The sequence below is a fragment of the Pseudomonas sp. JZ114 genome, from assembly GCF_051027705.1.
GTDB classification, from domain to species: domain Bacteria; phylum Pseudomonadota; class Gammaproteobacteria; order Pseudomonadales; family Pseudomonadaceae; genus Chryseomonas; species Chryseomonas luteola.
Window position 1 is genome coordinate 4,060,575 of sequence record NZ_CP069256.1, and the last position, 16,525, is coordinate 4,077,099.

The 16,525-nt window shown below is 58.7% G+C and carries 14 protein-coding genes; 3 read left to right on the forward strand and 11 right to left on the reverse strand.

All coding sequences use genetic code 11. From position 1 onward, the window contains the following. Positions 1-69: 69 nt before the first annotated feature. The 5 genes from JQR90_RS19030 to JQR90_RS19050 all read right to left on the reverse strand — a co-directional run bounded on the left by JQR90_RS19030 (position 70) and on the right by JQR90_RS19050 (position 5,245). A complete protein-coding gene (locus JQR90_RS19030; protein ID WP_010796249.1) occupies positions 70-1,455 on the reverse strand; it encodes a sugar porter family MFS transporter in 1,386 nt (461 codons plus the stop codon). A 196-nt stretch (positions 1,456-1,651) separates the two neighbouring features. After that, a complete protein-coding gene (gene dgoD / locus JQR90_RS19035) occupies positions 1,652-2,800 on the reverse strand; it encodes a galactonate dehydratase (RefSeq protein WP_010796250.1) in 1,149 nt (382 codons plus the stop codon). A gap of 55 nt (positions 2,801-2,855) precedes the next feature. Beyond that, positions 2,856-3,482 carry a 2-dehydro-3-deoxy-6-phosphogalactonate aldolase gene (locus JQR90_RS19040; protein WP_010796251.1) on the reverse strand — a complete coding sequence of 209 codons (627 nt, stop codon included), beginning with the start codon at positions 3,480-3,482 and terminating at the stop codon, positions 2,856-2,858. After that, positions 3,475-4,449, reverse strand: a complete 975-nt coding sequence (locus JQR90_RS19045) for a 2-dehydro-3-deoxygalactonokinase (RefSeq protein WP_010796252.1) — start codon at positions 4,447-4,449, stop codon at positions 3,475-3,477. The genes JQR90_RS19040 and JQR90_RS19045 overlap by 8 nt, the downstream gene beginning before the upstream one ends. Then, positions 4,442-5,245 carry an IclR family transcriptional regulator gene (locus JQR90_RS19050; protein ID WP_010796253.1) on the reverse strand — a complete coding sequence of 268 codons (804 nt, stop codon included), beginning with the start codon at positions 5,243-5,245 and terminating at the stop codon, positions 4,442-4,444. Before JQR90_RS19050 ends, JQR90_RS19045 begins: the two co-directional genes overlap by 8 nt. 151 nt (positions 5,246-5,396) lie before the next feature. Between JQR90_RS19050 and phoB the strand changes: the two genes are divergently transcribed. From phoB to JQR90_RS19065, 3 genes are all read left to right on the forward strand, one after another. Continuing rightward, positions 5,397-6,086, forward strand: coding sequence for a phosphate regulon transcriptional regulator PhoB (phoB, locus tag JQR90_RS19055; RefSeq protein WP_010796254.1), 690 nt, complete (start codon positions 5,397-5,399; stop codon positions 6,084-6,086). A gap of 17 nt (positions 6,087-6,103) precedes the next feature. Continuing rightward, positions 6,104-7,438: a phosphate regulon sensor histidine kinase PhoR gene (gene phoR, locus JQR90_RS19060; protein WP_037029852.1), complete on the forward strand. Its 1,335-nt coding sequence runs from the start codon at positions 6,104-6,106 to the stop codon at positions 7,436-7,438. A 69-nt stretch (positions 7,439-7,507) separates the two neighbouring features. Next, on the forward strand, positions 7,508-8,875 hold the full coding sequence (locus JQR90_RS19065; protein ID WP_010796256.1) for a hemolysin family protein: 1,368 nt from the start codon (positions 7,508-7,510) through the stop codon (positions 8,873-8,875). Positions 8,876-8,932: 57 nt separating this feature from the next. On the opposite strand, the gene JQR90_RS19070 is transcribed toward JQR90_RS19065, so the two are convergent. The 6 genes from JQR90_RS19070 to pstA form a co-directional block, all read right to left on the reverse strand. Then, complete coding sequence (locus tag JQR90_RS19070) at positions 8,933-10,705, reverse strand: sensor domain-containing diguanylate cyclase (protein ID WP_434140238.1); 1,773 nt, start codon at positions 10,703-10,705, stop codon at positions 8,933-8,935. A 208-nt stretch (positions 10,706-10,913) separates the two neighbouring features. Beyond that, complete coding sequence (locus JQR90_RS19075; RefSeq protein WP_037029854.1) at positions 10,914-11,816, reverse strand: peptidoglycan DD-metalloendopeptidase family protein; 903 nt, start codon at positions 11,814-11,816, stop codon at positions 10,914-10,916. Between the two features lie 111 nt (positions 11,817-11,927). Next, positions 11,928-12,776: a response regulator gene (locus tag JQR90_RS19080; protein ID WP_010796259.1), complete on the reverse strand. Its 849-nt coding sequence runs from the start codon at positions 12,774-12,776 to the stop codon at positions 11,928-11,930. 127 nt (positions 12,777-12,903) lie between these two features. Beyond that, positions 12,904-13,629, reverse strand: coding sequence for a phosphate signaling complex protein PhoU (phoU, locus tag JQR90_RS19085; RefSeq protein ID WP_010796260.1), 726 nt, complete (start codon positions 13,627-13,629; stop codon positions 12,904-12,906). A gap of 322 nt (positions 13,630-13,951) precedes the next feature. Beyond that, complete coding sequence (pstB, locus tag JQR90_RS19090) at positions 13,952-14,773, reverse strand: phosphate ABC transporter ATP-binding protein PstB (protein ID WP_037030598.1); 822 nt, start codon at positions 14,771-14,773, stop codon at positions 13,952-13,954. Between the two features lie 74 nt (positions 14,774-14,847). Continuing rightward, positions 14,848-16,518 (reverse strand): phosphate ABC transporter permease PstA, encoded by a 1,671-nt coding sequence (pstA, locus tag JQR90_RS19095; RefSeq protein ID WP_286790758.1) that lies wholly within the window; start codon positions 16,516-16,518, stop codon positions 14,848-14,850. Positions 16,519-16,525 lie beyond the last annotated feature (7 nt).

Below are 16,525 nucleotides of genomic sequence, written 5' to 3' on the forward strand. Positions count from 1 at the left end.
TGTCTTGGACTTGTTATACACAACGGGGATGACTCACCGGCGACAGCCGCCGGTGGTCTCCTGCAAACGTTACTGCCCGATATCGCGCAGTGGTTTGCCGCTCATGAGGTTACGTTCGATCTGCTCCAGCGTTGCACCCTTGGTTTCCGGAACCAGCCAGAACACCAACAGGATGAAGAAGGCGTTCAGTGCGCCATACAGCCAGAAGGTTGCAGCGTTGCCGATGACGTTAAGCAGTGTCAGGAAGGTAGCGCCGACGATCATGTTGGCGATCCAGTTGGTGAACGTGGAGCAGCCGATACCGAAATCGCGGCCCTTGAGTGGCTGCACTTCGGAGCACAGTGTCCAGATCAGCGGACCGGCCGACATGGCAAAGCCCACGATAAAGATCAGCAGCATGGCAACGGTGAAGATCTGCTGGCCGTGACTCAGCGTACCCATGTTCATCATGGTGCCCACGATGCCCATACCGACCGCCATGACGATGAAACCGGTATAGAGAATCGGCTTGCGGCCCCAACGGTCCACCAGGAAGATAGCAATGAAAGTTGCCAGTACGTTGGTCAGGCCCACCGCAGCGGTAAACCACATCTGCGCATGCGTGTCGTAACCCATGCCTTCGAAAATACGCGGTGCGTAGTACATCACCACGTTCATGCCGGTGAACTGCTGGACGATCTGCAGGAGTACGCCCAAACCAACGGAGCGGCGGAAGTTGGCGTTCTCCTTGAACAGCTGCCAGCCACGCTGCGGGATGCGCAGCTGCTCTTCGATATCACGCACTTCCTGCTGGATCACCTCTTCATTGCCGCGCAGCTTGTGCAGGACGTCCAGTGCCTCTTTCTTGCGGCCCTTCATGATCAGCCAGCGCGGGCTATCGGGCAGTGCCAGAACACCCAGCAGGAACAGCACACCGGGGATAGCGATGATACCCAGCATCCAGCGCCAGGCACCGCTGTAGCTGAAGGCAGTATCCGACAGGAACGCAGCCAGGATACCGACCGTGATCATCAGTTGATACAACGAGATCATTGAGCCACGGATCTGCTCAGGCGCCACTTCAGCCAGATACAGCGGAGCAGTAAAGGAGGCGATGCCGATGGCCAGGCCCAGAATGAAGCGGCCGACGATCAGTGAGTTCGGCGACCAGGCGAAACCGCACAGTACCGACCCCAACACGAACAGAATGGCACCCAGAATCAGCGAACGCTTGCGACCCAGGGCAGCGGACATCCAGCCGGCACCAAGTGCACCCAGGGCAGCGCCAAGCATCATGCTGCTGACGATCCACTCGATCACGCGGTCGGAAACTTGAAATTCTTGCTGAATGAATTGCGTGGCGCCGGAAATCACGCCGATGTCCAGGCCGAACATCAGCCCGGCCAAAGCCGCCAGAATGCAGGTGAACACCGCGGTTCCCTTGGTCTTCTCGGCGGTATGAGTACTACTCGTCATAAACTGGACTCCTGCCTTTTTGGGCGTTGTTTTTGTAATGCCGGTCCCTCAGCAAATGCAGGCATGTGAATTTGCTATCAACCTGGCTTTCCAGTGACTCGTCAGGCTCTGCTCAGGTTCGTTACAAGATGTGAAAAATGCCGAGCCAGACGCATTTCTTGCGTCCGGCTCGTCTTCACGACCTGAAGGCCAGGGCTTACCACTCGGCGAAGCTGCCGTCCTTGTGGCGCCAGATCGGATTACGCCAGCGGTGGCCAATGGCGGCACGCTCGATCACGTACTCTTCATTGACTTCGATACCCAGCCCCGGGCCTTGCGGGATCTTCACGTGGCCATCGCCATAATCGAAGACTTCCGGGTTCTTGATGTAGTCGAGCAGGTCATTGCCCTGGTTATAGTGAATGCCCAGGCTCTGCTCCTGGATAAAGGCGTTGTAGCAGTTGGCGTCCAGTTGCAGGTTGACCGCCAGGGCAATCGGGCCGAGCGGGCAATGCAGCGCGATGGCAACATCGTAGGCCTCGGCCATGTTGGCGATCTTCCGCGTTTCGGTGATGCCACCGGCATGGGACGGGTCAGGCTGAAGGATATCCACATAGCCGTCCTGCAGGATGCGTTTGAAGTCCCAACGGGAATACAACCGCTCACCCAGCGCAATGGGCGTATTGCTCATCAGAGCGATTTCCTTGAGCGCCTCATAGTTCTCGCTGAGCACCGGCTCCTCGATAAACATCAGACGGTAGGGCTCAAGCTCCTTGATCAGGACCTTGGCCATCGGCTTGTGAACACGACCGTGGAAATCGACACCAATGCCAAAATGCGGGCCACAGGCGTCGCGAATGGCCGCGACGTTGGCGATGACCTGATCGACCTTGTCGAAGGTATCGACGAACTGCATCTCTTCCGAGGCATTCATCTTGATAGCGGTAAAGCCCTTTTCCTTGCGCTCCAGGGCATGGGCCGCTGTCTCGGCTGGACGGTCGCCGCCGATCCAGGAGTAGACGCGGATGCTCTCGCGGACCTGGCCGCCCAGCAGATCGTGTACCGGTACGCCCAGCGCCTTGCCCTTGATGTCCCACAAGGCTTGGTCGATACCCGCCAGGGCGCTCATGTGGATACCGCCGCCCCGGTAGAAACCACCGCGATAGAGTACGGTCCAGTGATCCTCGATATTGCGCGGGTCCTTGCCGATCAGATAGTCGGCCAGCTCTTCCACAGCCGCCGCCACACTATGGGCGCGGCCTTCAAGGACTGGCTCGCCCCAGCCGGTGATGCCTTCATCGGTTTCAATCTTCAGAAAGCACCAGCGCGGAGGAACGATATAGGTAGTCAGTTTGGTGATTTTCATTGTTATGCCTCGATGCGTTCAGGGCCGGCGGACCGACCCAGGTCAAATCCGATGGTTACTGGCCAGTCAGCGCTTTCCAGCCATTGGCAAACGCGTGCGCGCTGCGGCTGACGTCGTCAGGAGTCATGCCCGGCTTGTAAATGGCCGACCCCAGGCCAAAGCCATTGGCGCCCGCCTTGACGTATACGTCCATGTTGTCGGGCGTAATCCCACCGACCGGCAGCAGGGCCGTTTCCTTCGGGAAGACCGCACGCCATGCCTTGACCACCGCCGGACCCAGCTGCTCAGCCGGGAACAGCTTGAGCGAGTCGGCTCCCGCCTCCAGCGCAGCAAAGCCTTCGGATGGCGTTGCCACGCCCGGTGCACTGATCAGCCCGGCCGCCTTGGTCGCGCGGATCACCGCCAGGTTGGCATTGGGCGACACAATCAGTTTGCCACCGGCAAAGGCTACGTCCGCCACCTGGCGCTCGGTCAGTACGGTTCCGGCACCGATCAGGCAGTCGTTGCCCAACTCGGCAGACAGCAGACGGATGCTTTCCAGAGGCTCAGGCGAGTTCAATGGAATCTCGATCAGACGAAAACCGGCCTCGTACAGGGCCTTGCCGACCGGCACGATCTCCGCAGGCGTAATGCCGCGCAGAATGGCAATCAGGGGCAGTTGTTTCATGCAGGCGTCAAACATGGCGGGTATCCTCCTGAGAAGGGGTGGCGGCAGTCACCAGACCGGCTGCACAGGCGATGCGCCATAAGCCGGTACGGGTGGCCTGCTCAAGCAGACGTACATCGGTAATTTCGAAAAAGGCCAGGGCGTCCTGATAGCGGCGACACAGCGCCGGATCGCCAATCAATACCAGCGGTGGGCAGACGGCTCCCTTCAGGCTGGCCACAACACTGCGCAGCTCTTCACCGATCAGCAAGCCCGAGAGGTAGTCCAAGCTGTGGCGCGCGGGCAGATCACCGGCCAGGAATAGGCTGCGGGTGGTGAACAGACGGCCAATAACGCCTTCCGCCCCACTCTCACGGGCATTGGTGAGGCCTCGCATAAAGGCGTCGTTGGACGGCTCGCTGCTCTCCTCCCGCGCAGGACGACCCAGAATCGAATGCTCACGCAGGACGGCAAACAGCTCGCCGGTCATATAGGTGGAAAAGTGATCGAGCCGGCTGCCGCGGATCGTTGCCCACTTGCTGTGCGTGCCGGGCAACACCAGCAAGGCATGATCTGCCAGGGCGGGCTCCAGTTCGAGCGCGCCAAAGATCTGGGTCTCCTCGCCTCTCAATACGTTTGGCAGTGCGCCACGCTGCATCACGCCGGGGATCAGGCTCAGCTCACCGCAACCGCTGTCGAACGTCAGCAGGCCTTTTGCCAAGCTATCCACATCGGCCGGGCAGTCCACATAAGGAACCTCACGCCAGCCCTGTCGGCTGCCGATCATGCCGGCGGCAATGGCGGGTACGGATGGCCATTGTGCGCGCCAGTCACCGACCAGCTCACGAAAGGCCTTGGCGAAATCACCTTCAGGCGTATGCAGAATGCCCCAGGGCTGCGAGCGGGTATCCACTATCTGGCCGTTATCTCCCAGCAGATACGCGCGTAGTGATGAGGTGCCCCAATCGAGGCCGATCAGACGTGGCGTTGCCGTTTCATTCATGACTGACTCCACCCGAGGTTGTCCATCCAAGGTCAAAGGAAATGGCCCGTGCGCAAGCGATGACATCCGGGCAAAGATCCCGCAGGCGTGCTTCAGGCATATAGGGAATCGCGCTGGCGACACTCAAGGCCGCCACGATGGCGCCGCTGGCATCGCGGATAGGCGCGGCCACGCAGCGAATACCCAACTCGTTTTCTTCCAGATCAAAAGTGTAGCCACCTGCGGCATAGGCCTGCTGCTGGGCCAGATAGTCCGGCCAGGGCGTAAAGTCCTCGCGCAGGCCCGGTTGCCCGGCGCGCCGCCTGAGGCCTTCCTCGTAGAGCAGGTGCCATTCGGATTCGGGCAGATCAAGCATGAGGGCCTTGCCTACCCCGGTCAGGGCCAACGGCATGCGCAGCCCGACGCGCGAGCGCATTTCAAGGCCGCGAGCTCCGGGAAGCTTGTCCAGGTAGAGCACGTCGCCGCCCTCCCGCACGCCCAGATGAACGGTGTCCTGGGTCAACGCCGCGAGCCGCTGCAGGTGGGGCCGCGCCAGGTTGGTCAGCGGCAGCTGGTCACGGGCCTTGAAGCCCAGCTCGATAAGCTTAGCTCCCAGTTGATACTGACCGGCAACGCTACGCAGATAGCCAGCCTGTACCAGTGCATTGACCAACCGATGGGTGGTGCTGCGCGTACAGCCGATCACCTCGCCGATGGCAGCCAGCGTACGGGCGCCCTGAGCGATGGCATCGATAACGGCCAGGCCTCGAAACAGTGCCTGAGCGCCAGCAGGCGCGTTGTTGTTTTGATCAGACATGGCGCTCACTCTATTCCTTTAAAACTGCAATCTCAACATGTGAATACATATCCCATATTATGGGATAAAGAAGTGTTCGACGACTTGTCACATGACTGCAACAATTTGGTTATCTAATGCGCGAGCATCGTGCAGAACAGTGAGGAGAACCATGGCGGGCAAGTCGATTCTTATCGTCGATGACGAGGCGCCCATTCGCGAGATGATCGCGGTTGCGCTCGAAATGGCGGGTTATGAATGCCTGGAAGCAGATAATGCGCAGCAGGCTCATGCCCTAATCGTCGACCGCAAGCCCGATCTGGTCCTGCTCGACTGGATGCTACCAGGCACATCCGGCCTTGAGCTGGCGCGCCGCCTGAAGCGTGACGAGCTGACGGATGCGATCCCGATCATCATGCTCACCGCCAAGGACGACGAGGACAATAAGGTCCAGGGTCTGGAAGTAGGAGCCGATGACTACATCACCAAGCCCTTCTCGCCTCGCGAGCTGGTCGCCCGGTTGAAAGCGGTACTGCGCCGTACAGGCACATACGACAGCGAAACGCCGATTGAAGTGAATGGCCTGATTCTCGATCCCATCAGCCACCGCGTGACCATTGATGGCTCACCGGCTGAAATGGGACCGACCGAATACCGTCTGCTGCAGTTCTTCATGACGCACCAGGAACGTGCCTACACCCGTGGTCAGCTGCTGGATCAAGTATGGGGCGGCAACGTCTATGTCGAGGAGCGTACGGTAGACGTGCACATTCGCCGTCTGCGTAAGGCCTTGGGTGAAACCTACGAAAATCTTGTGCAGACCGTACGCGGAACGGGCTATCGTTTCTCGACCAAACTTTAAAAACGGGATGTGCTGCCTTGAACATGGATTGGCGTTCACTGCTGGCCCGCCATATCTGTCTGCTCCTGGCTATTTGCCTTCCCCTGGGCTGGCTGACAGACGCTTATGGCGCCATGCTGGCTGCCGGCCTGTTCATCTATCTGATATGGATGTCCTACCACATCGTCCGTCTTCAGAAGTGGCTGGCCACGGCCGAAGAAGGGGTGGAACCCCCGGAGGCCAATGGCTTCTGGGGCGAGATCTTTGACAGTCTCTATTATGCCCAGCGCCGCGAACGTGAAAAGCGCCACGCCTTGGAAGCTGTGATCGAACGTGCCCAGGCCTCTACTGCGGCGCTGCGGGATGCCATTATCCTCATCGACCGCAACGGCAACCTGGAATGGTGGAACCGTGCCGCCGAACAGCTCCTGGGGCTGCGTCAGCCGCAGGATTATGGTCAGCCCATCGCCAACCTGGTCCGCCATCCCAAATTTTATGAATACTTCAACAAGGGTGACTATCAAGAGCCGCTGGAACTGGCCTCGCCCGTGAATGCCAATCAGCACCTTCACATTCTGATTACGCGCTTCGGTGAAGGTGATCGTCTCCTGCTCGTCCGGGACGTGAGCCGCCTTCATCAACTGGAACAGATGCGTAAGGATTTCGTTGCGAACGTCTCCCACGAGCTGCGTACGCCTTTGACCGTGATCGCTGGCTATCTGGAGACCTTGGTCGATAACGCCGCCGAAGATACCAATCCGCGCTGGCTGCGGGCCCTTGGCCAGATGCAGCAACAGGCCAGCCGCATGCAGCACCTGATTGATGACCTGCTGCTATTGGCCAAACTGGAAGCGACCGACTACCCTGCCGAAAACAAACCCGTCGCCGTAACACCACTTCTGCAAATCATCCAGCAGGATGCACGTGCGCTCTCAGGCCAGCGCGGCCACAAGATCACCCTGGATGCCGACGCGAGTCTGGCCCTGAAAGGCAGCGAAGCCGAGCTGCGCAGTGCCTTTTCGAATCTCGTTTTCAACGCTGTGAAGTACACGCCGGACGGTGGTCAGATCAGGATTCGCTGGTGGCAGGACGCCCATGGTGCCCAGATGTCGGTTTCCGATAGCGGGCCGGGCATCGAAGCGCGTCACCTACCCCGTCTGACAGAGCGCTTTTATCGGGTGGATGCCAGCAGAGCCTCCAGCACCGGCGGTACGGGCCTGGGGCTGGCCATCGTGAAACATGTCCTGATCCGCCATCATGGACACCTTGAAATCGAGAGCACTCCCGGCAAGGGCAGTGTTTTCACCTGTGTTTTCGAATCCTCCCAGACGGCCTCCATGACGGCCTCTGCAATAGCCGTACACCAACACTGATGAGCGAGACTTGAAAGTCGCTCGTCAGACCCCCATGCTAGGGCCAACTTTTATCACTTTGAACCCCTAATGGACCCTTCCCCTAGTTTCGATACCTCAGTACTTTTCGCTGACTTCGGTCTTGTTCTTTTTGCGCTGCTGCTGGTGCTGCTCAACGGCTTTTTCGTAGCCGCCGAGTTCGCCATGGTCAAGCTGCGCGCCACACGTGTAGAAGGTCTGGCTGAAAGCCATGGCTGGCGCGGCCGTATCCTGCGTACCGTGCATAGCCAGCTCGATGCCTATCTGTCCGCCTGCCAGTTGGGTATTACCCTGGCCTCCCTGGGTCTGGGCTGGGTGGGCGAGCCTGCCTTTGCCGAGCTGCTGGAGCCTCTGCTCCGCATGGCTGGAGTAGATACGCCCGAGCTTGTACATGGCATCGCGTTCTTTACAGCCTTCTTTATCATCTCCTATCTACACATCGTGGTCGGCGAGCTGGCGCCCAAGTCCTGGGCTATCCGCAAGCCGGATCTGCTATCGCTATGGACAGCCGTCCCGCTATACCTGTTCTACTGGCTGATGTATCCCGCCATCTGGCTGCTCAACGCCAGCGCAAACGCCATTCTGCGTATCGCCGGCCAGGGCTCGTCCAATGGCGATCACGAGCACCATTACAGCCGTGATGAGCTCAAGCTGATCCTGCACTCCAGCCGCGCGCTGGATCCTACTGACCAAGGCATGCGTGTGCTGGCGTCGGCGGTCGAGCTGGAAGAGCTGGAAGTAGTGGACTGGGCGAACTCACGTGAGGACCTCATCTACCTGGACCACACGGCCTCGCTGGAAGAGATCCTGACCATCATCCGTCGTCACAAGTACAGCCGCTACCCGGTTTACAACGAGGAAGAGAACGTATTCATCGGTGTCTTGCATATCAAGGACCTGTTGCTGGCAATCGCCGGACTGGATTCCCAGGCCGAGTCGTTCGAGTTGGACGAGTTGATCCACCCGCTTGAGCGTGTCTCCAAGCACATGCCGCTCAGCCGCCTGCTCGAGCAATTCCGCCAGGGCGGCGCGCATTTCGTGCTGGTCGAAGAGGCTGACCACAAGGTCGTAGGCTTCCTCACTATGGAAGACGTCCTGGAAGTGCTGGTCGGCGATATTCAGGACGAGCACCGCAAGGCCGAGCGTGGCGTGTTGGCCTATCAGCCCGGCAAGCTGCTCGTACGTGGCGATACCCCGCTGTTCAAGATCGAGCGCCTGTTGCACATCGACCTGGATCATGTCGAAGCGGACACCATGGCCGGTCTCGTCTATGACAGCTTGAAGCGCGTACCCGAAGAGGACGAGGTTCTGGAAGCCGAAGGCCTGCGCATCATCATCAAGAAGATGAAAGGTCCGAAGATCATTCTGGCCAAAGTCATCAAGCTGGGCGGCGAAGAAGATGCCCTACGGCATCATTGATCGATGCCTATAAAAAAAGGCCGGCATTGATGCCGGCCTTTTTCTTTTCATGCACGCTTAGACTTCGCCAAAGTAGGCGCGGTTGCGGCCTTCCTGTTTAGCATGGCTCAACGCCTTGAGCGCCGTGTTGATCAGACTCTTGTCACTGTCGTCCAGGGTCGGCACGATACTGGCGATGCCGGCGCTAACGCTGAAGCTGACGGTTGCACTGCCGTACTCCAGGCGCAGCATACTTGTTTCGGCGCAGATCCGATTGGCCAGCGCCACTGCATCAGCCTCGCCAGCGGCCGGCAGGACAAGCACGAACGTGTCATCCCGGAAGCGGGCGGCCATGTCGCCTGCGCGCTTAGTGTAGTTCTTCAGCAGACCGGCCAGCGCCCGCAGGCATTCATCGCCGAGCGGGCTGCCAAAGGCATCGTTGATTTCCTTGAAATGGTCAATGTCGATCACGACCAGCGACACAACCACCTGATTGCGCTTGGCGCGGTTGACCTCTTCGGTGAAGTGGCGATCGAAGCATGGACGGCTCAAGGCTCCGGTCAGGGTATCGATCGTACTCAGACGAATGACCTCGTCATTGGCTGCTCGTAATGCCTCATTGGCCCGCTCGAGCACATCCACCTGCGCCTCGATATGCTGTTGCAGCTCCTCATTACGCTTGTGCTGCCGCTCCAGTGTCTGCTGCTGAGCCTGCAAAGCCTGCTTATGCCGCTGCACCTGCTGATTGCTGGCCAAAAGGGCTTCCTTCTGTATGTTCAAACGCTCGGCGCCCTCATGGTCATGGCGGATATCCAGCGCAACGGACAGCAGCATGAACTCGAAGGCAAAGCCGATGATTTGCACATCCAGAATAAACGGTGACAGCGTGATCCAGTCCAGGATGGCCATGAGCATCAGTATCGTGCTCACCGCCAGTACGGACCAGGCAATGGCCAGGTACTTGGCCGACGGATTGCCCTTTCGCCACAACGACAGGGTCATGGCAATCCCCAGCAGGCAACTCACAAGACCTGCCGGCTCGATCATCAGGGTAAGAAAGCTCAAGCAGCCAAAGCCTACATAAGTTCGGATGGAAAACGCAGGCCACTCCGGCCACAGATAGCGCTGACCGATGCCGGTCAGGCTGAGTTCATAGCCCAGGATGCTGACCAGGTAGAGGCAATACCATAAATGATTGGGGTCGCGCTGCCGCCAGTACCGGCTACCGTTATAAACCAGCAGGGCCAGCATGAAGCCAAAGAAGAGCGTCAGCAGGGCGAGCGAAGTCTTCTCCTGCGCCTGGTAATGCTCCGGTGTCATCAGCCACATCGGAACCAGCATCGGCTCATAGGAGCGCAGGCGCAGGTAGACGAACGCCTTGTCACCTGCCGAAAGGGTTAGAGGAAAGACAAACGCCCGCTCCTTGAGGGAGCGTATGCTCATGGGCAAGCTATCCCCAGCGGTTTCGACCGGCCCCCATGACTCGCTGGACTGGGAGCGAACCCGCACATCGACCTGATTGAGAATGGGTGGCTGAATCACCAGGTAGCGCTGCTGAGCTCGATCGGTGGGGTTATGCACTTCGAAGCGTAGCCAGGCGCCGATCTGTTGCCGACCCAGATTGACCGTCTCATCCCCCAGTGACTGCCAGCGATCCTCAAGCCCTGCCGCCGCTGCCTGCTCAAAGGTCAGGGTAGCGGAAGCCTGCAGGTAGCTCACCGAGTGTAACGAGACCTTCTCCTGCGCGTCGTTCAGGATCACCGCCCGGGGCAATGGATCGAACAAGGTCTCAGCCTGCAGCGACGCGCTGAAGAACACGATCCAGAACAGCATTACCCCATACAGACGCATCAGTCATTCCTCGACCAGACCTGAGAATGCTCGGTTCATACGTTAAGAAAGCAAGGCTTTCTATGCAGCATTCCATCACTGCAAACAACCGAAAGCTTGCAATTACTGGGCGTTCCCAACAACCCGCCGCTCTCTAATGAGACAAGTATGGCGAGTCAGAACGACGCTAGAAAGAAATTTGAGAGGTAAACCGCAAAACAATCAAGCGTTACGGCCCACCCACAGCAAAATTAGGCAGGCTGTCGACCGGCTGGGCAAACCGGAATGGAATCGACTCCAACGCCAGTCCTGTGTTGCGCTGTACCACAAAATGCAGGTGCGGACCGGTGCTGTGACCCGTGTTGCCGGACAGCGCCAGCGGCGTACCGGTCACTACACGCTGCCCCTCCCGCACCTTGACTGAGCCCTGCATCAGGTGCAGGTACACACTCATGGTGCCGTCATCGTGCAGGACACGCACGAAATTGCCCGAAGGGTTGGCGCTACGGCCCTGCTGCTGACTATTTTCAACCTTGACCACTGTACCCGGACGCGAAGCAATGATAGGCGTACCTTCCGGCATCGCAATATCGATGGCGTAACGTCCTCTGGGCGTGTTGTGGCTAAATGCACCGTTTGCCCCCTGACTGATCCGGAACGGCCCTCCCACCCATGGCAGCGGATAGGCATAATCTCGCGCGCCCTGCCCTGGGTCGCCCATCGCATAGTTGAAGGTCGGCTTGTAATGAATCGCCACACCCTGCACCTCTTTTTTCAAGCGCATCAGGGTGGTGGTGCTGTTGGGTGGTAGAACGCGGCGGACCGAAGCCGACTCGTTGATACCAGCCACGTTCTTGAGCTGATCCAGACGAAGCTCGACCTGAACCGGCACCAGCAGGTCGTTACGAGCCTCGAAAACAGTCTCGTTGCCCAGTTTTTTCGTATTCAGCCGAACCTGACGCTCGATACGCTCGTTGGTATCGTCCTCAAAGACAAGTACCTTGGCGCCCTTGGTAACCTTGTCCGTATAGGTCACCACACCGTTGGCATCCGTGTATTTGTAGATGGGCGAAGCCCACGTCGCTGCCGCCAGCGTGAACGAGCCACATAGCAAAAAGAGACGTTTCAACATGCAGGTGCAGAACCAAGCGCTTTTCAGGGGGCGCAAGCCTATCAGTGGAACACGCTCCCGACGAGGCTTCACTCGTCGGGATGTGATGATCGGCATCGGCATGATGGAAGCTTACGCGCCGGGAACGTAGTGCTTTTGCGCCGTACCGCGGGCGATCAGGCGGGACAGGTATTCCAGCTTGGCCGGGTCCTTATCCACAAAGCGGAAGAACAGCTGCAACCATTCGCTGGAAGGCTTGGGCTCTAGGGCTGCAACGGAGTGCAGATAGCCGTTGAGGCGGGCAATCTCCTGCACCTCCTCACCCTGCTCCAGATCCAGTACAGCGTTATCCAGCACCTGAGGCAGGATATCGCCCCGCTTAACGATCAGAACGGCTTCCTTGAGGCTCAGGGCCTTGATTACACAAGCCATGCCAGCATTGGCCAAGCGCAGCTGACCTTGACCGAAATTAACTTTTCCGCCACCAGAAGAGCGCGCCGCGGCTTGGCCCGGCTGGCTATTGGTCAATGCACTCAACGAATCGTTGGCAAAAGCTGATGCTGCACGCTGGGGGCCACGAGCCACGAGCGCTTCCAGCTTGCCGACGCGACTCAAAGCCTTTTTGACCTTAGTGATCAGTTGCTCATTGGTGAACGGCTTGCCGATAAAGTCGGAAACACCCGCCTGAATGGCCTGCATGACGTTGTCCTTGTCGCCACGGCTAGTCACCATGATGAAAGGCGTTTTCTGATGAGCCGGCTCGCTTCTGCACCATGTCAGCAGCTCAAGACCCGACATTTCCGGCATCTCCCAATCGCACAGGATCAGATCGAAAGACTGCTTGCTCAACATTGTCTGAGCCTTGCGTCCGTCCGCTGCATCCTCCATTTCGATACCCGGAAGTTGGCTACGTAGCCCTTTCTTGATCAAGTCGCGGATAAATGGTGCGTCATCCACAATCAGTACAGATACCTTACCCATCGATTACTCCATGAAGCCCCGAACGCAGCTTCATGGATCGCTGAACGCCACGTCGGGAAAGCAAGCTTACTCGCAGCCCAAAAGCGTAGCTGAGAACATGGCCGCCTTCCTGTCGGGGGCCATGGCATCAGTCACGCGGTTTGTTGACTTCCTCTGCCATCCGGGTCAGTCCCAGGTGGCGTACATCCGTTCCACGGACCAGGTAGATCACCAGCTCCGCAATATTGCGGGCGTGATCGCCAATGCGCTCCAGCGAACGCAGCGCCCAAATGACGCTGAGTACGCGAGAAATTGCCCGCGGGTCTTCCATCATGTAGGTCGCCAGTTCGCGGATCGCCGTCTTGTATTCACGGTCGACGATCTTGTCGTGCTGGGCGACGGAGAGGGCCAGCTCAGCATCGAAGCGCGCGAACGCATCCAGTGCCTCCTGAACCATCTTGCGTACCTGTTCGCCAATATGGCGCACTTCCACGTAGCCACGCGGGGCTTCACCGTCTTCACAGAGTTCGATGGCACGACGTGCAATCTTCGAGGACTCATCGCCGATCCGCTCAAGGTCGATCACCGACTTGGAAATGCTGATGATCAGACGCAGGTCCGACGCTGCCGGCTGCCGACGCGCCAGGATGCGCAGGCATTCTTCGTCGATGTTGCGCTCCATCATGTCGATCTGATCATCGATTTCCCGCACCTGCTGCGCCAGACCGGAGTCGGCGTTGATCAGGGCACTTACGGCATCACTGACCTGCTTCTCGACCAACCCACCCATCGCCAGCAGATGGCTACGGACTTCTTCGAGTTCGGTGTTGAACTGCTGCGATATGTGGTGGTTGAGGCTTTCTTTGCTGATCATGGCGTTGTCGTCCTGTAAAGAATGGAGCCAACCCCCTCGGGCGGCGCTCCCTGGAACAGACCGCATCAACTACGTGGCACTGCTTCCTATAAAGCTGTGATTGCCACTGTATCGTCAGACTGCCCGGTTTATTTAGATTCCTTTCTGAAAAGATGCTGAGCGGTAACACCACCTGAAGCCATGCGCAGCGCCCGATTGGGTTATCGGCAAAAACGCGCTTGGGTATAGCGGCAGTGATTGACTTCCTGGTCAGCAACACCTTTCAGTGGGAAACCCGATAGTTAAATAGACATAAGGTAGGCTATAGAGTGTGACGGTTTCATTACCCGTAACGCCCTGTAATGTAATCTTCGGTCTGTTTCTTGGTCGGGTTGGTGAACACGGTGTCGGTATCGCCATACTCGATTAGCTTGCCCATATACATGAAAGCCGTGTAATCGGATACACGAGCGGCCTGCTGCATGTTGTGCGTCACGATGACAATGGTGTATCGCGTCTTCAGCTCATAGATCAGCTCCTCGATCTTGAGCGAGGAGATCGGATCCAGGGCGGAGCTGGGTTCGTCGAGTAGCAGCACTTCCGGCTGCACAGCGATGGTTCGGGCAATCACCAGACGCTGCTGCTGCCCGCCGGAGAGGCCCAGTGCCGACTCATGCAGGCGATCCTTGACCTCCTCCCAGAGTGCAGCCCCCTTGAGCGCCCACTCCACGGCCTCGTCAAGCATGCGCTTTTTCTTGATGCCCTGAATGCGCAGGCCATAAACCACATTTTCATAGATGCTTTTGGGAAACGGGTTGGGCTTCTGGAATACCATGCCGACCCGGCGCCGCAGCTCGGCCACGTCGGTCCCCTTGGCAAAGATATTCTGTCCGTCCAGGCGAATCTCGCCATTGATCCGGCAGCCATCGACCAGATCGTTCATCCGGTTGAAACAACGCAGCAGCGTGGACTTGCCGCAGCCCGAAGGCCCGATAAAAGATGTGACACGCTGTTTGGGAATGTTCAGGTTGATGTCGAACAGCGCCTGCTTCTGTCCATAGAACAGGTTCAGACCGGGTACTTCCAGGGCCACGGGCTCGGCCGCCGGGTCAAGCCCTTGCCGCTCACGCCTACCAACATTGAGCCCAAACCTCGGCCGTTGCATTTCACGCATGGATGACTCCATTGGGCCTCTCGGCCGCGTTGGGGCGCCACGGTATGCCGAGCGCCCGGATTCGTTTAGTTGTCCATCGCCCGATACTTCTCCCGCAGGCGATTACGGATCGCCACCGCCGAGAGATTGAGCGCAGCAATCACCAGGACCAACAGCAACGCCGTGGCATAAACCAGCGGCCGGGCCGCTTCGACGTTCGGGCTCTGAAAGCCGACATCGAAGATATGAAAGCCCAGGTGCATGATCTTTTGATCCAGATGCAGATAGGGGTAATTCAGATTCACGGGCAGTGTTGGCGCAAGCTTTACCACGCCCACCAGCATCAGCGGCGCCACTTCGCCCGCTGCGCGCGCAATCGCCAGGATCAGCCCTGTCATCATGGCCGGGCTGGCCATCGGCAGCACGACGCGCCACAGGGTTTCAGCCTGAGTCGCACCCAGCGCCAACGACCCTTCGCGTACGCTTCTTGGAATTCGGGCCAGTCCTTCCTCGGTCGCTACGATCACCACCGGTACAGCCAGAATAGCCAGGGTCAGGGAGGCCCACAGCAGGCCGGGTGTCCCAAAGGTCGGAGCCGGCAGCGACGCGCGAAAGAACAGTTGATCAATCGAACCGCCCAGCACGTAGACAAAAAAACCCAACCCAAATACGCCATAGACGATGGCTGGAACACCGGCGAGGTTGTTGACGGCAATACGGATCAGGCGCGTCATCAGTCCCTGCTTGGCATATTCGCGTAGATACACAGCAGCAATCACCCCAAAGGGCGTCACGATCACAGCCATGATCAAGGTCATCATCACCGTTCCGAAAATAGCTGGGAACACCCCGCCTTCGGTATTGGCCTCGCGTGGATCGGAAGACAGAAACTCCCATAATTTGGCGAAATAGAAGCCCAGCTTCTGAAGGCTGCTCATGGCGTTGGGCTGGTAGGCGTGGACGACGTTACCCAGGCGAATCTCGGTTTCCTGCCCGGAGGCATCCCGCACCGTGAGGCTGTCGCGTTCGAACTCCTGGCGCAATGCGTTCAGCTGTGTCTCGAGGTCATGGTAGCGGGCATCCAGCTCGCTGCGCTCGGCAGCCAGATCCGCCTGGGCAGCCGCGTCAAGCCGATCGTCCAGCTCAAGGCTACGCATCTGGAGCCGGAGACGCTCGATATTGTGGTTGACACCACCAATCTCGACCTTCTCGATACGGCTGATCCGGCTGGCCAGCGAATCGATGCGCTTGAGACGTTCACGCATCGCCGGCAGAGCCGCATCCCCTTCCGCAACGACCCTGCCCGCCTCCTTGACGTTGACCAGATAACCGTAGAAGTTGCCCCATTCGCGGCGCTCCAGCGCAATAGCATCCTTAGGGGATTTCTGTTCCTGAAGCCAATCACCTACGACCCAGACGAAATCACTGCCGTACAGCTCCCGGTTGCCCAGCTTGACGAGCTCCCGGGTCATGAGGGTCGATCCTTCCGCCTCGACAGGCAGTCCGGCGCTCTTGAGTCGCTCCCGAGGTACCTCTTCGGTTTGGACAACCTCACCCATGATCATGCGGGGCGTCTCGCCGGGTACGGCATAACGCGCCTCGATCACATCAGACGGCCAGAAATGGGCCAGACCGCGTACGGCGATGATGGCGATCAAACCAATGGTCATGATCACAGCAATGGCCACGGCGCCCCCGCTCAACCAGATGCCCGGCGCACCGCTTTTGAACCACTGCTTCAGGGAGTCCTGCTTCACGGAGTTC

What these genes read in the sequence shown, in the direction of transcription:
- phoB (WP_010796254.1), top strand. Translation starts at nt 5,397, where the DNA reads ATGGCGGGCAAGTCGATTCTTATCGTCGATGACGAGGCGCCCATTCGC.
- JQR90_RS19030 (WP_010796249.1), bottom strand. Translation starts at nt 1,455, where the DNA reads ATGACGAGTAGTACTCATACCGCCGAGAAGACCAAGGGAACCGCGGTG.
- phoU (WP_010796260.1), bottom strand. Translation starts at nt 13,629, where the DNA reads ATGATCAGCAAAGAAAGCCTCAACCACCACATATCGCAGCAGTTCAAC.
- JQR90_RS19070 (WP_434140238.1), bottom strand. Translation starts at nt 10,705, where the DNA reads ATGCGTCTGTATGGGGTAATGCTGTTCTGGATCGTGTTCTTCAGCGCG.
- JQR90_RS19040 (WP_010796251.1), bottom strand. Translation starts at nt 3,482, where the DNA reads ATGTTTGACGCCTGCATGAAACAACTGCCCCTGATTGCCATTCTGCGC.
- JQR90_RS19065 (WP_010796256.1), top strand. Translation starts at nt 7,508, where the DNA reads ATGGACCCTTCCCCTAGTTTCGATACCTCAGTACTTTTCGCTGACTTC.
- pstB (WP_037030598.1), bottom strand. Translation starts at nt 14,773, where the DNA reads ATGCAACGGCCGAGGTTTGGGCTCAATGTTGGTAGGCGTGAGCGGCAA.
- dgoD (WP_010796250.1), bottom strand. Translation starts at nt 2,800, where the DNA reads ATGAAAATCACCAAACTGACTACCTATATCGTTCCTCCGCGCTGGTGC.
- JQR90_RS19075 (WP_037029854.1), bottom strand. Translation starts at nt 11,816, where the DNA reads ATGTTGAAACGTCTCTTTTTGCTATGTGGCTCGTTCACGCTGGCGGCA.
- JQR90_RS19080 (WP_010796259.1), bottom strand. Translation starts at nt 12,776, where the DNA reads ATGGGTAAGGTATCTGTACTGATTGTGGATGACGCACCATTTATCCGC.
- JQR90_RS19045 (WP_010796252.1), bottom strand. Translation starts at nt 4,449, where the DNA reads ATGAATGAAACGGCAACGCCACGTCTGATCGGCCTCGATTGGGGCACC.
- JQR90_RS19050 (WP_010796253.1), bottom strand. Translation starts at nt 5,245, where the DNA reads ATGTCTGATCAAAACAACAACGCGCCTGCTGGCGCTCAGGCACTGTTT.